A 12,840-nucleotide genomic window follows, 5' to 3' on the forward strand; every position below is an offset into this window, starting at 1 on the left:
TATATGAATTATTGTTGTTTGAAAGGTAAGAAATTGAGGTGTTACATATATGAGTAAACGTTATGTCGTTGTTGATTTAGAGACGACAGGAAACTCCTGGAAAGACGGGAAAGATAAAATTACCCAAATTGCAGCTGTTGTAGTAGAAGATGGAGAGATATTGGAGATTTTTTCATCTTTTGTTAACCCAAAGAGAGAGATTCCCGTATTTATTACAGAATTAACAGGGATTGATGAAAGTCTTGTAAAACAAGCCCCGTTATTTCAAGATGTAGCCCCGATGATTGTTGAGCTATTACAAGGTGCCGCTTTCGTTGCGCATAATGTTCACTTTGATTGGAATTTTTTAAACGAAGAATTAAGGCAGGCTGGATATACAGAAATACATTGTCCTAAAATCGATACGGTTGAATTGGCACAAATTCTTTTGCCAACAGCCGATAGTTATAAATTACGTGATTTAGCTAAGAAACATGAACTCGAACACGATCAACCACATCGTGCGGATAGTGATGCTCTTGCGACAGCAGAGCTGTTTTTACAATTTTTAAATGAAATTGAAAAATTACCACTTGTTACATTACAATCACTTTATGAATTGAGTGATGTTTTCCAAAGTGATATAGCTGATGTGCTTTCTGAAAATATTTTAAAGAAAGTAATGCATGGTAAAGAAATAAAAGCGGAATATGAAGTGTATCGCAATATTGCACTGAGAAAACGGAACTATTCCTTAAGTCTTGGAGAAACATATTCATTAAAGTTTGATGCTTTCTTGAATAAAACGATGGATAAACTGGAATTACATATGCCGAAGTTTGAAAGAAGAGAAAGTCAGCAAATGATGATGAAAGAGATATATACGGCGTTAAGAGATTCTCGTTTTTCTCTTATTGAAGCAGGTACAGGGACGGGAAAGACTCTTGCTTATTTACTTCCTAGTCTTTATTTTGCGAATAAAAAAGAAGAACCTGTCGTTATCAGTACACAAACGGTACAACTTCAACAACAAATACTTGAAAAAGAAATTCCGTTATTGCAAAAAATAATGCCATTTTCATTTGAGACAGCTCTTCTAAAAGGGAGAAAGCATTATCTTTGTTTACATAAATTTGAATATGCTTTGCAAGAGGAAGAAAAAAATTACGATATGGCACTTACGAAGGCGAAAATTTTAGTTTGGTTATTAAAAACTGAAACAGGTGACCGAGATGAATTAAATATTCCAGAGGGCGGAAAGTTACTTTGGAATCGTATTTGTAGTGATGCGTATAGTCCGGGCGGTATGCAAAGTAATTGGTTTAGTCGATGCTTTTATCAGCGAGCGAAAAATAAAGCTTTATTTGCAGATATCGTTATTACAAATCATGCATTATTATTTCAAGATTTTTCAAGTGAAGAACCACTGTTTTCTTCATGTGAACATATAATTTTTGATGAAGCTCATCATATTGAAGAAGCTGCGAGTAGAACACTAGGTGAACAGTTCTCTTGTATGTATTTTCAATTGATTTTATCTCGACTTGGTACACTAGAAACGGATGATGTGCTTTCTAAAGTATATAAAATGATGAAAAAATCAGAGCAAGCATCCCGTTCTACTTTCCGTATGATAAGCCATAGTTTGAAGGAACTTAAATTTGATGCGGATGAACTATTCCAAATGTTACGTACTTTTATATTTAAACAAACAAAGCAAGAACAAGGAACGAACAATATGCCGCTCATTTATCGATATAACACGGAAGTAGAGCAAGGTAAGTTGTGGGATAGTATTGTTGAGTTAACAAATCGTTTTGTATATGAATTAAGAAGAATAGTGACCATACTTGAGAAACAAGTAGATATATTGCAAAGTAAGTTAGAGTGGGAAATGCATGTTGTTACGGGTGAATTTATGCATTTAAGTGGGTTACTGAGAAAGATGGCAGAATCATTACAGTTGCTCATATTGAAAAAAAATGCATATGTAACTTGGATGGAGACGGAGACGAAAGGAACGATTCATTCAACCATTTTATACGCGCAACCAGTTCATATTGGTGAAAGGTTTGCTGATGAATTTTTAACAGAAAAAAAGAGTGTTATCTTTACATCTGCAACATTAACAGTTAACGATACATTTGACTATATAAAAGAAGAGCTTGGCTTACATGATTTTGCTCCAAATACTTTACAGGTTCAATCGCCATTCCATTATGAGAAACAAATGAAATTAATGGTTTCAACGGATGTACCGTTTATTAAGCGAGTAAGTAATGAGGAATATATTGAATCTGTATCGGAACATATTGCCAAGATAGCAAAAGTTACAAAAGGGAGAATGCTCGTTTTATTCACTTCGTATGAAATGCTGAAAGAAGCGTATGCGAATTTGAAAAGCAATGATGAATTAGAAGGCTATCTATTATTAACACAAAGTGTAAACAATAGGAGTCGAAGTCGCTTAATTCGAAAGTTTCAAGAGTTCGACAAGTCAATATTGTTAGGCACGAGCAGTTTTTGGGAAGGAATCGATATTCCAGGAGATGCCTTGAGTTGCCTTGTCATTGTCCGTCTTCCTTTTACACCTCCTCATCAGCCGATGATGGAAGCGAAAGGTGAATGGCTAAAAAATCAAGGTGAGGATGTATTCGCAAAATTAGCGCTCCCGCAAGCAATATTACGTTTCAAACAAGGATTTGGGCGTTTAATTCGAACGAATACTGATACGGGGACGGTAGTAGTGTTAGACCGTCGATTGACGAGTTCTTCCTATGGAAAAAGATTTTTACAATCAATTCCTAACGTACCTCTTTATGAAGGACCGTTAGAAGAGTTGTTGGTGCAATTAGAAGAACCGTCAAATGAATAAAAATTGGAAGAAAAATACGCCTGAAGTACTTATAAACTTCAGGCGTAAAAAATGTGGGTAGGAGGAATTTTATTTTTCTTACTTCTTGTATACAAAATGTATTGGTTTTCGACTTGAAACCTTTTTTTGCTGTACATGTCCTGCTATAATAGATGGGTGATGAAGCAGGGGTTGTAAAGAATGTACTCTTATTGTAACCGCATTGCGTTCTTCTATAATTAGAAATTTTTGTGTAACGGAGGAGTTTTTTCATGGAGAAGAAAATCGAAGTACTATCAACGACGCGTATTAAATATTCGTCAGATTTGTATAAAATTGTTGATAGTTTGAATCGTACGTTAAAAGAGCAGGACCTCATGTTCGGATTAGCATTAGACGAAAAAGACAAAGAAACAGCTGTATTTACGATTTACAGAACGTAGTGATACAATGAAAAAGTGGATCTTTGCAATCATTATCGTTATCGTTGCTAGCGGAATATATGGGGCGTATGTTTATAATAAAGCGATGGACAAGAAAATTCCCAAAGAGTCGAAATCTGTAGAAATTGCTAAAGAAAAAGCAAAGCTTACAAAAGTGACATCTGTTGATTATTACAACGGAAAAGCTGCATATACAGTCGTACAGGGTACAGATGAAAAGGGAGAACATCTTATCGTTTGGGTGCCTGAGAAAAAAGGGGATACCGTAGTAAGGAAAAAGAGTGAAGGTATTTCCGAAAAAGAGGCTATACAAAGAACAATAGAACAAGTCGGCGATAAAGAATCAAAAAGAAAGCCGAAAGAAATTCTGAAAGTGAAATTAGGCTTTGAAAAAGGTATTAGAGATGGTGTACCAGTAGAAGTACCATTATGGGAAGTTACATATATTGATTATGACAATCGTTATAATTACTACTATCTTGAATTTAAAGATGGGTCGTTTTTAAGACGATATAGCGCTCAAAAATAGATGTAGGGGGAACTACAAATGAAATTAGCAAAGCGAGTAGCTGCTTTAACACCGTCTTCAACTTTAGAAATTACAGCAAAGGCACAAGCGTTAAAGGCAGAAGGTCATGATGTAATTGCATTAGGGGCAGGAGAACCTGACTTTAATACACCAGAGCATATTATGGAAGCTGCGCATAAAGCGATGTTAGAAGGACATACGAAATATACGCCAACAGGTGGATTACAATCGTTAAAACAAGAAATTGTGAAGAAATTTACGCGCGATCAAGGAATTCAGTATGATCCATCTGAAATTATTGTATGTAATGGTGCAAAACATGCATTATATACATTATTCCAAGTGTTGCTTGATGAAGGAGATGAAGTTATCATCCCAACTCCTTACTGGGTAAGCTATCCAGAACAAGTAAAGCTTGCTGGCGGTAATCCGGTTTATGTAGAAGGTTTAGAAGACAATGAGTACAAAATTACAGCAAAGCAGTTGCGTGAGGCAATTACAGAGAAAACGAAAGCAGTTATTATTAATTCACCGAGCAATCCAACAGGAATGATTTATAGCAAAGAAGAATTACAACAGCTTGGAGAAGTATGTTTAGAACATAATATTTTAATCGTTTCAGATGAAATTTATGAGAAGTTAATTTATGGTGGTGCGGAATATACTTCAATTGCCCAGCTTTCTAATGCATTAAAAGAACAAACCCTAATTATTAATGGTGTATCTAAATCTCATTCTATGACAGGATGGCGTATTGGATATGCAGCTGGAAATAAGCAGCTGATTAAAGCGATGACGAACTTAGCGAGTCATAGTACGTCAAACCCTACTTCAATCGCTCAATACGGCGCAATCGCGGCATATGCAGGCTCACAACAACCTGTAGAAACAATGCGCCAAGCATTTGAAGAGAGATTAAACATTATTTATGATAAATTAATTCAAATCCCTGGCTTTACTTGTATTAAACCGCAAGGCGCGTTTTACTTATTTCCTAATGTAAAAGAGGCTGTAGCTTTATCAGGATATGATACAGTTGATGAGTGGGCGAAAGCTTTATTAGAAGAGGAAAAAGTTGCTCTTGTGCCGGGTACAGGATTTGGGGCTCCAAATAACGTTCGTTTATCATATGCGACATCTCTTGAACAAGTAGAGAAAGCATTAGAACGTATTCATACGTTTATGAAAAGTAAAGTGAAAGCTTAATTGTATATTTCGTTAACACAATAAAAAACCTCTCTATATAATAGGGAGGTTTTTTTGACGAATTGTGGCAAAAAGAAATAGCGAAAGGTGTGTTATACTAGAGAACGAGGTGTTTGGTGATGAAAAAGAAAATGATGTTACAGTGGTTTGAACAGGGAAGCATTGCGATTCCAAAATTACTTATGATGCATTATAAAAAATTAGGGTTAAATGAAACGGAATTTATGGTTTTACTTCATGTGCATACATTTTTAGAATCGGGAAATTCGTTTCCGACTCCGTCGGAGATTTCCGAACGAATGACAATAGCGGAAATGAAATGTATGGAAGTAATTCAAACATTGATTCAAAAAGGTTTTTTATCACTAGAAGGTGGACAAAGATCAGAAGCGATGATGTGTGAAAGTTATTCTTTACAACCGCTATGGGAAAAAATATTGCATTTCTTAATGAATGAATCAATAGAGGAAGAACAAAAAGAAAAAAAACAACTGCAAGTAAATTTATATACAGTATTTGAAAAAGAATTCGGAAGACCACTTTCTCCATTTGAATGTGAAACATTGGGAATGTGGGAGGATCAAGATCAACATCATCCGAATTTAATTCAAGCGGCTCTACGAGAAGCTGTGATGAGCGGTAAGCTGAACTTCCGATATATTGATCGTATTTTATTTGAGTGGAAAAAGAATGGAATTAAAACAGTAGATCAAGCTCAAAATCAAGGACGGAAATTTAGAGCAAATCAGCAACGAGCGCAACAAGTAACAACACAAGAGACGAAATTTACTGGGAAAGTGCCTTTTTATAATTGGTTGGAGCAGTAATGTAGGAGGAAGTCTATGTTAAATAAAACGCAAATTCGTTATTGTTTAGACACAATGGCGGATATGTATCCAGAAGCACATTGTGAATTGATTCATGATAATCCATTCGAACTTGTAATTGCAGTGGCATTATCTGCACAATGTACAGATGCACTTGTAAATAAAGTGACGAAAAATTTATTTCAAAAATATAAAACACCAGAAGATTATTTAAGTGTTTCTCTAGAAGAGTTACAACAAGATATACGTTCTATTGGATTGTATAGAAATAAAGCAAAAAATATTCAAAAATTGTGCCGAATGTTATTAGATGATTACAATGGAGAAGTGCCGAAAGATCGAGATGAGCTTACGAAGTTACCTGGTGTAGGACGGAAGACAGCAAATGTTGTAGTATCGGTAGCATTTGGGATACCGGCAATTGCTGTCGATACGCATGTAGAGCGGGTGAGCAAACGATTAGCGATTTGTAGATGGAAAGACTCTGTATTAGAAGTCGAAAAAACATTAATGAAGAAAATTCCGATGGATGAATGGGGCGTTACACATCACCGTTTGATTTTCTTTGGACGTTATCACTGTAAAGCGCAGCGACCACAATGTGAAGAGTGTCGATTGCTAGAAGTGTGTCGCGAAGGAAAGAAGCGAATGAAGGGGAAATAAAGGATGGAGCGAGTTATAGGAGTACCGAAAGAATTTCGGTACTTACCATTTTTTCAAAAAAACGCAAATTCGATTAAGTATCATACAGACCAATCTTTTGAAGAAATCATACAAAATACTTACTTTATATTTGATATAGAAAGACAATATGAGCCGTGGAATGAAATTGAAAACAGTATTCCGGTAATGTTGAATGTATGGAAAAATAAGCATGAAGACATTGCCACATTATTTCGAAACAGAAAGAAACAAGAAGCTGAAGGCCCGATGATTCTTTTTGCAGCACATTTGTTATCAATTGTATATTGGCTAAATGAGCAACCTGTTCATAGTTTGAATGAAATGGAAGATTACACGAGTGAATTGGAAGTACAACCAGTTAATTTTATGGAGCGATATTCGTTCATTATAAAGAAACCAAATAATTATCATTCTTATATTCAGTTAGCACAGTTGTATATTGAAATAGAAAAGTTATATGTAAAGAAAATGATAACAAAAAAGAAGTCCTTTCCTCGTTAAGAGAAAGGACTTCTTTTTTTGTATTAAGACTCTGTTGTAACAACATTTCCGTCTGCGTGAGGTGTATCTTCACCTGTATTTTGTTGTTTCTTAGCCTCTTCTTCAGCTTTCTTTTGAGCCTCTTCTTCAGCTTTTTTCTTAGCTTCTTCTTCGGCTTTTTTCTTAGCTTCTTCTTCAGTTTTTTTCTTAGCTTCTTCTTCAGCTTTCTTTTGAGCCTCTTCTTGTTGTTTACGTTGTTGTTCTTGTTGCTCTTGTTGTTTACGCTGTTCTTCAGTAGCCTTTTTCTGAGCTTCTTCTTGTTTTAGTTTATCTTCATTAGCTTTTTTCTGAGCTTCCTCATCAGCTTTTTTCTTAGCTTCTTCTTCGGCTTTCTTTTTGGCTGCCTCTTCCTCAGCTTTCTTAGCGTCTGGAGTTCCACCAGGGGCAGTGAAGGATGCACCAACTGCAGGACTTGTTCCAGTACCTTTTTTCGCTACTACAGAGAAGCTGTAAGTAACACCAGGCTTAATACCACCAAGAGTAGCTGTTGTACCGCTAACTGATAAGCTACCGCTAGAACCGTCTGTAGCTTTATAAGTTGCCGCATAAGCATCAACTGCTGTTGGGCCAGACCAGTTTAGTGTAACTGTACTAGCGCCATCGAAAGCGACATTAAGGCCACTAGGTGGATCTACTTTAATTTCTTTAATTGCATCTTTTTTCGCACCTTTTACGTATAACTCGCCGTTTATTTCTTGTACAGAAGAAGGGCGTTCGAAACGAGATTTATCTGTAGCGAATTTGCTCATCATTACTTGGAACATTTGTTGCGCAATTTTAGTATAACGATCGCTAATGTAATTTTCTGGACCATTCTTTTCGTAACCAGTCCACACAGCCATCGTATATTGTGGTGTATATCCAGCGAACCAGCTATCTCTGTTAGCATCAGCTGGGATGCCATATTTTTTTACATCTCTTGCATCAAAGTTTTGTGTTCCTGTTTTACCAGCAACGTCAAAGCCAGAAACATATGCTGTTGGCCCTGTACCGCCGGAACCAGGTTTTACTACGTCACGAAGAACGTCAGTAACCATGTAAGCTGTATGGTCGTGCATTGCACGTTGTTCTTTCGGTTTAAAGCTTTTCTTTTTTCCGTCTGGGAAAATAACTTCTTTAACGAAATGAGGTTTATTGTATACACCGTCATTTCCAAATGCTGCATAAGCCCCAGCGACATCTAACGGAGAGCTTTCATTACTACCGATTGCAGTAGATTCATGTGCTATCCCATCTTTAAACGTCATGCCTAAACCTTCAGCAAACTCTTTTGCCTTAGGAATACCGACTGCTTGAGCTGTTTTTAAAGCCGGGATGTTTAATGACTTCTTCAATGCTTCACGAAGTGAAACGTCACCTTTAAAATTACCGGTAGCATTTTTAATCTTTGTGCCATCAGAGTAAGTATATTCAGAGTCATTTAATTGATGATAAGTAGACCATTGAAGGTTTTCAATTGCAGGACCATAATCGAAAATTGGTTTCATTGTTGAACCAACTTGGCGTTTTAAATCAACAGCCATATTATGACCTTTGAAAGTAGACTTACTTTCTTTACGCCCAGCACCAATTGCTCGAACTTCTCCAGACTGTGTATCCATAAATACAAATGATCCTTGGAACTGATCGTTTGGATACTTAATGAGATTGCCATCCATAATTTGTTCAGCGTACTCTTGAGCACCTTGATCAAGGGTTGTATGAATCGTTAAACCATCTGAACCGATATTTACATCAGGGTATTCTTTTTCAACTTCTTTTACGACAGCATCTAAAAATGCTTGAAACTTCATTTCAGTTAGTTCTGATTTTTTTAGACCCTCAGTTACAGGGATCTTTATTGCGTTATTCATTTCTTCTTTTGTTATATAGCCGTGTCGATTCATTAATGTTAATACAATATTACGACGATTTGTTGCTCGTTCAACATTTTCTGGTTTTGTTGGATCATAAATGTTAGGACCTTGAGGTAAGCCAGCGAGCATCGCAGCTTCATGTAATTGTAAGTCCTTTAAATCTTTTTGATAATATTTTTGAGCCGCTGTTGCAATACCGTAAGAGCGATTACCTAGATTAATCTTATTTAAGTACATTTCTAAAATCTCATGTTTAGAGTATTGTTGCTCTAATTTGTAAGATAAGTACCATTCTTGCACTTTTCGTTTTGCGGTTTTTTCCATCGTTAGAAAATAGTTTTTAACTACTTGTTGTGTAATCGTACTACCACCTTGGGAACCGAAACCACCAGTGACATTTTCCATAACTGCTTTTGTAGTTCGTTTAAAATCAATTCCATTATGGTCATAGAAACGTGAATCCTCAGTTGCAAGGAATGCATTTTCAACTACTTTTGGAATTTGATCATAAGTAACATGGGTTCGTTTTTCCGCACCGTATTCATAGAAAAACTTCCCATCCTTATCAAGAAACTTTGTTGATAAAGGATTGACAAGTTTTGATTTGTCTAATTTTGGAGCGTCCTTTACCATAACAAAGAAAGCGGAAACGCCAGCTACGAGACCAACGATACCAAGAAGTAGACAACCTATAAGGAACTTCTTAAAAAAGGAGCCTTTTTTCTTTGGTTTTTTTTCTTTATTTGTTTCTTCCGTTTGATTTTTCGCGTGATTTCGTTCTGTACGAGAACGATAATTATCTGACATTATACTTTCTCCTACCTTTCATTCTCTCCCTCAAAAGTCGAAAAAAGAGCCTTAGTGATGACTCTATCACGAAAAATAAACCGTGTCTAGTACACGGATATAATCAATCCGAGGGTGATAACCGCATGATAACAATGATCCATGCGCTTCTATTTCTTCTTTAGTAATTGACTTACGCCCACCATTATTTTGACGGTTCCAAAATGCAATAATATGTTTCGCATCGAGTAAATAAAATTCATCAAAAAGTGTAAATTTAATAATAACAAATGCAACTCCATTATGAGCAATTACTTGCTTCATATGTTCAATTTGATGAAGGTGGAAGTTTTGAAGTGGGAAACTAGTTTTGTTTTTTGTTTCCTTCGCTTCAAAATCGATGTATTTCCCTTTGTATACACCGTTGTAATCCGTTGTAGAAGGTTGTTTAAAATACGCTTCTTTTACCACTGCAGCACTTCGAGCGGGGTAATCTACTTTTACAATTTGAAGAGGTGTAGGTTTTTTATGTACACATGCAATATTATGGGTTAAGTAATATTGATTTGTTTCATTCAATTCCTCTTCAAGGGACATACCTCTATTACTATAAGTATGTTTTTTTATTGGTGTTTTAGGAGGTAGTGAAGCTTGATTGTACCTTTTTCCATTTGGGTAACGAATGGTCATAGTGTGTCCACTCCCAACTTGTTAAGAATTACTTACAAAGGTGATTATATCAAAAAATGAAAAAAGATGTGACCTTTTTGAAGAAAGGCATGATGACTTATTTATGTTTACATGGAATGATTACGAAAAAATAAAACAATATCGTAAAAATATGGTTTGTACAAAAGAAGAAAAAGCAATCATTCACACTATTAAAAAGAAAACAGAAATAGCTAATATGGACAACATTTCTCGGACACAATCGTATCAAAAATTTTATGTAAGAAATAGTGAAATCAGGTGGTCTTTTTTAGCGAGTATGGTTTCGAGAAATGCAGGCTGGAATATGACTGATTTAGAAGGAAGATATTATGCTACTGTTTTGCCTCGATTAGTAAAAAAACATTTGTTTCTCATATATGAACAGGCTAATTGGATTATTTTCTTAGATGCATTTCCTCAGTTACTACTATATGAAGAAAGCAAGAGGAGACGTATACCTCTCTTTCATTTGTTGCAATTTTTCAACGTATCACTTTTCATGGAAAAAGAATGGACATTTTTCTGGGAGAAAAAAGATATGAATAGGCTTATGACAGCGCTTATTATAAATGAGCAAAATAAAATTCAAAAACCAGTTATTGAGAATAGCTACTTTAAAAAACATGTATTTCATACGGCGCTTTTTAAAGTTCAAGACATGTTGCATATTAGTGCAGTTATTTTTCCAACCATTGAAGGGGGGATGTATGGGTTTTCAGTTTATCAATTTGAAACGTTGCAAAAGCGTATAGAGCTTGGGAAAAAATTAGCGTGGTTATTGTTTCATCCGACTTATAAACGTTTATTTTATAATTTTGCACTGCAAACTAAACATACTGGCTCTAGAGAAGATTATGAATATTACTTAAGGGGAACTAGAAAATCCTATACACCTGCACTAAGAGATGTGTATTCTCTTGTTGCACATGAGGAAATAACAATGAGGGATTGGTTTTGTGAAGATTCGAAAATGAATGCATTGTTTTTATTTGAAGAACCGAAGGATGAAGTTAATATAAAGGAATGGTATAGAAGAAAGAGGGAGCAGATCTATGCTGTTTCTATCGTGAATCGTTTTGTTAAAAGAATAGACGAGTTCATGATATAATAAAAAAGAAGTCCCATCTTTATAAATGAAGATGGGACTTCTTAATGTGAAGAAATCCTGCTAAGTGTGTTAAGATTTTAATCTCAAAACTGAATGAAAGTAGAAGATTAAGGGGGATTTAGAAATTAGTAGTTTGGAAAAGCCCCATTAATTAAACTTTCACTTTATGTAGCAGGGAAGTTTGGGCCATCAAGCTTTGGATTACCAGTCTCGGGTTTATTTTGTTGTTTGTTTTGTTTTTTCTTTTTTTCGTTTTTGTTCTTTGCCATCTTCATACACCTCCTTTTTGTATTGTTACCATTTCTATAAATGACATTCAAAATGATTTCTTTGACGAATAACAACTAGTTTTGTCATGTGTGCAGGAGTGAAGAATTATCCGGCGAAATTACATGACAAAGGAAAAGCAAAGAAGGGGGCGTTTTGTATATGGCGATGGTTCAGAAAGTAGATGTAATGAAAAAAATGGATCAAATGTTAAGTTCTCTCGATTTGCTGGAAATGAATATAGGAATTAGAATAAATCATGCATTGAAGGATAAGAGCGAAAAAATATGTAATAAGATAGAAATAACAGAAATGCATATTGAGCATATGGAAAATAAATTAGTGCATCACGAAGAAAAAGGGAATTGGGTGAAGACGTTTCAAAACATCGTAGTGAGTGCATAATAAGGTGGGAATGAAATGGAGTATGAAGCATTAATACAGTCTTCAGAAAAACTCATGCAGTATAATAATGAAGCGAATGTAAAAAAAAGAGAAATAATTGAATATGACTTTTATAAGGATATGAAGCCGTTTGTAGACATAGTAGATGAGGAATTAAAGGTGTGGAAAGAATTAGCTTATACGTGGATTAAGGAAGAAAAACCGAAGTATATACATGTACAGCAAATTGATCAAGTGTACGATAATTTACAAACGAATGTGTTACAATGTTTTGTAAATAAAGGAAAAGGTAAACGTTTTTTTGAAACACATCAAGCCATTTCGTATACTTTGCAAAATATAGTTGAGCAATGTAAATAACAAGAGGGGAAACCCTCTTGTTTTTTTTAAGCTTCTGTCATTGTTGTAGGTTTTGTTGCACCGTTTATTTCTAATTCTTTTATTAATGTTCGGTAATCCGATATACATATTTTTCCTTCGAGATAACAATGTCTCGCAAAGTCTAATAATTCATTTACATTCTCTGTGTAATACCCCTTCTTTTGAGAAAACGCTTGTTTTAAATCCCCTAATACCATGTTGATTCCTCCCCCATGAGAATCTTCTTCTTAATTATCATAGCATGGAAGGGTTTTCTTTTTTAAT

14 protein-coding genes are annotated in these 12,840 nt (G+C 35.2%); 10 read left to right on the plus strand and 4 right to left on the minus strand.

Going from position 1 to position 12,840, the window contains the following annotated elements; translation table 11 throughout:
- The first annotated feature begins 49 nt into the window (after window positions 1–49).
- The 7 genes from dinG (at window position 50) to F0362_RS07955 (ending at window position 7,023) form a co-directional block, all read left to right on the plus strand.
- On the plus strand, window positions 50–2,854 hold the full coding sequence (gene dinG / locus F0362_RS07925; protein ID WP_149889726.1) for an ATP-dependent DNA helicase DinG: 2,805 nt from the start codon (window positions 50–52) through the stop codon (window positions 2,852–2,854).
- A gap of 251 nt (window positions 2,855–3,105) precedes the next feature.
- Window positions 3,106–3,276: a YpmA family protein gene (locus F0362_RS07930; protein ID WP_000412179.1), complete on the plus strand. Its 171-nt coding sequence runs from the start codon at window positions 3,106–3,108 to the stop codon at window positions 3,274–3,276.
- 7 nt (window positions 3,277–3,283) lie between these two features.
- Complete coding sequence (locus tag F0362_RS07935) at window positions 3,284–3,805, plus strand: cell wall elongation regulator TseB-like domain-containing protein (RefSeq protein WP_000758736.1); 522 nt, start codon at window positions 3,284–3,286, stop codon at window positions 3,803–3,805.
- Between the two features lie 18 nt (window positions 3,806–3,823).
- Window positions 3,824–5,011 carry an aspartate transaminase AspB gene (aspB, locus tag F0362_RS07940; RefSeq protein ID WP_000761566.1) on the plus strand — a complete coding sequence of 396 codons (1,188 nt, stop codon included), beginning with the start codon at window positions 3,824–3,826 and terminating at the stop codon, window positions 5,009–5,011.
- 119 nt (window positions 5,012–5,130) lie between these two features.
- The gene (dnaD, locus tag F0362_RS07945) at window positions 5,131–5,838 is read left to right on the plus strand and encodes a DNA replication protein DnaD (protein ID WP_000728536.1); all 708 of its coding nucleotides are present in this window, start codon (window positions 5,131–5,133) and stop codon (window positions 5,836–5,838) included.
- A 15-nt stretch (window positions 5,839–5,853) separates the two neighbouring features.
- Entirely contained in the window at window positions 5,854–6,501 is a 648-nt protein-coding gene (gene nth / locus F0362_RS07950; protein ID WP_000933024.1) for an endonuclease III, read from the plus strand.
- Between the two features lie 3 nt (window positions 6,502–6,504).
- Window positions 6,505–7,023 carry a YpoC family protein gene (locus F0362_RS07955; protein ID WP_000442696.1) on the plus strand — a complete coding sequence of 173 codons (519 nt, stop codon included), beginning with the start codon at window positions 6,505–6,507 and terminating at the stop codon, window positions 7,021–7,023.
- A gap of 23 nt (window positions 7,024–7,046) precedes the next feature.
- On the opposite strand, the gene F0362_RS07960 is transcribed toward F0362_RS07955, so the two are convergent.
- Complete coding sequence (locus F0362_RS07960) at window positions 7,047–9,725, minus strand: PBP1A family penicillin-binding protein (RefSeq protein WP_001283074.1); 2,679 nt, start codon at window positions 9,723–9,725, stop codon at window positions 7,047–7,049.
- Between the two features lie 66 nt (window positions 9,726–9,791).
- Window positions 9,792–10,394 (minus strand): Holliday junction resolvase RecU, encoded by a 603-nt coding sequence (recU, locus tag F0362_RS07965; protein WP_000155587.1) that lies wholly within the window; start codon window positions 10,392–10,394, stop codon window positions 9,792–9,794.
- A 103-nt stretch (window positions 10,395–10,497) separates the two neighbouring features.
- Here recU and F0362_RS07970 point away from each other — a divergent pair, with 103 nt between their 5' ends.
- A complete protein-coding gene (locus tag F0362_RS07970; RefSeq protein WP_000495634.1) occupies window positions 10,498–11,523 on the plus strand; it encodes a DUF2515 domain-containing protein in 1,026 nt (341 codons plus the stop codon).
- 164 nt (window positions 11,524–11,687) lie between these two features.
- Here F0362_RS07970 and F0362_RS31375 read toward each other — a convergent pair whose 3' ends face one another.
- A complete protein-coding gene (locus F0362_RS31375) occupies window positions 11,688–11,867 on the minus strand; it encodes a phage portal protein (RefSeq protein WP_079519189.1) in 180 nt (59 codons plus the stop codon).
- 85 nt (window positions 11,868–11,952) lie between these two features.
- Here F0362_RS31375 and F0362_RS07975 point away from each other — a divergent pair, with 85 nt between their 5' ends.
- Together F0362_RS07975 and F0362_RS07980 are read left to right on the plus strand one after the other, a co-directional pair.
- Complete coding sequence (locus F0362_RS07975; protein WP_001252045.1) at window positions 11,953–12,195, plus strand: hypothetical protein; 243 nt, start codon at window positions 11,953–11,955, stop codon at window positions 12,193–12,195.
- A 15-nt stretch (window positions 12,196–12,210) separates the two neighbouring features.
- Window positions 12,211–12,555 (plus strand): YppE family protein, encoded by a 345-nt coding sequence (locus F0362_RS07980; protein ID WP_000455491.1) that lies wholly within the window; start codon window positions 12,211–12,213, stop codon window positions 12,553–12,555.
- A gap of 26 nt (window positions 12,556–12,581) precedes the next feature.
- Here F0362_RS07980 and F0362_RS07985 read toward each other — a convergent pair whose 3' ends face one another.
- The gene (locus F0362_RS07985) at window positions 12,582–12,773 is read right to left on the minus strand and encodes a YppF family protein (RefSeq protein ID WP_000242658.1); all 192 of its coding nucleotides are present in this window, start codon (window positions 12,771–12,773) and stop codon (window positions 12,582–12,584) included.
- Window positions 12,774–12,840 lie beyond the last annotated feature (67 nt).

This window comes from Bacillus sp. BS98 (assembly GCF_008432245.1).
GTDB classification, from domain to species: domain Bacteria; phylum Bacillota; class Bacilli; order Bacillales; family Bacillaceae_G; genus Bacillus_A; species Bacillus_A toyonensis.

Excerpts from the sequence above, each read along its gene's own strand:
- dnaD (WP_000728536.1), top strand. The coding sequence starts at position 5,131 with ATGAAAAAGAAAATGATGTTACAGTGGTTTGAACAGGGAAGCATTGCG.
- F0362_RS07935 (WP_000758736.1), top strand. The coding sequence starts at position 3,284 with ATGAAAAAGTGGATCTTTGCAATCATTATCGTTATCGTTGCTAGCGGA.
- F0362_RS07980 (WP_000455491.1), top strand. The coding sequence starts at position 12,211 with ATGGAGTATGAAGCATTAATACAGTCTTCAGAAAAACTCATGCAGTAT.
- F0362_RS07970 (WP_000495634.1), top strand. The coding sequence starts at position 10,498 with ATGTTTACATGGAATGATTACGAAAAAATAAAACAATATCGTAAAAAT.
- aspB (WP_000761566.1), top strand. The coding sequence starts at position 3,824 with ATGAAATTAGCAAAGCGAGTAGCTGCTTTAACACCGTCTTCAACTTTA.
- F0362_RS07930 (WP_000412179.1), top strand. The coding sequence starts at position 3,106 with ATGGAGAAGAAAATCGAAGTACTATCAACGACGCGTATTAAATATTCG.
- dinG (WP_149889726.1), top strand. The coding sequence starts at position 50 with ATGAGTAAACGTTATGTCGTTGTTGATTTAGAGACGACAGGAAACTCC.
- nth (WP_000933024.1), top strand. The coding sequence starts at position 5,854 with ATGTTAAATAAAACGCAAATTCGTTATTGTTTAGACACAATGGCGGAT.
- recU (WP_000155587.1), bottom strand. The coding sequence starts at position 10,394 with ATGACCATTCGTTACCCAAATGGAAAAAGGTACAATCAAGCTTCACTA.
- F0362_RS07960 (WP_001283074.1), bottom strand. The coding sequence starts at position 9,725 with ATGTCAGATAATTATCGTTCTCGTACAGAACGAAATCACGCGAAAAAT.
- F0362_RS07955 (WP_000442696.1), top strand. The coding sequence starts at position 6,505 with ATGGAGCGAGTTATAGGAGTACCGAAAGAATTTCGGTACTTACCATTT.
- F0362_RS07985 (WP_000242658.1), bottom strand. The coding sequence starts at position 12,773 with ATGGTATTAGGGGATTTAAAACAAGCGTTTTCTCAAAAGAAGGGGTAT.
- F0362_RS07975 (WP_001252045.1), top strand. The coding sequence starts at position 11,953 with ATGGCGATGGTTCAGAAAGTAGATGTAATGAAAAAAATGGATCAAATG.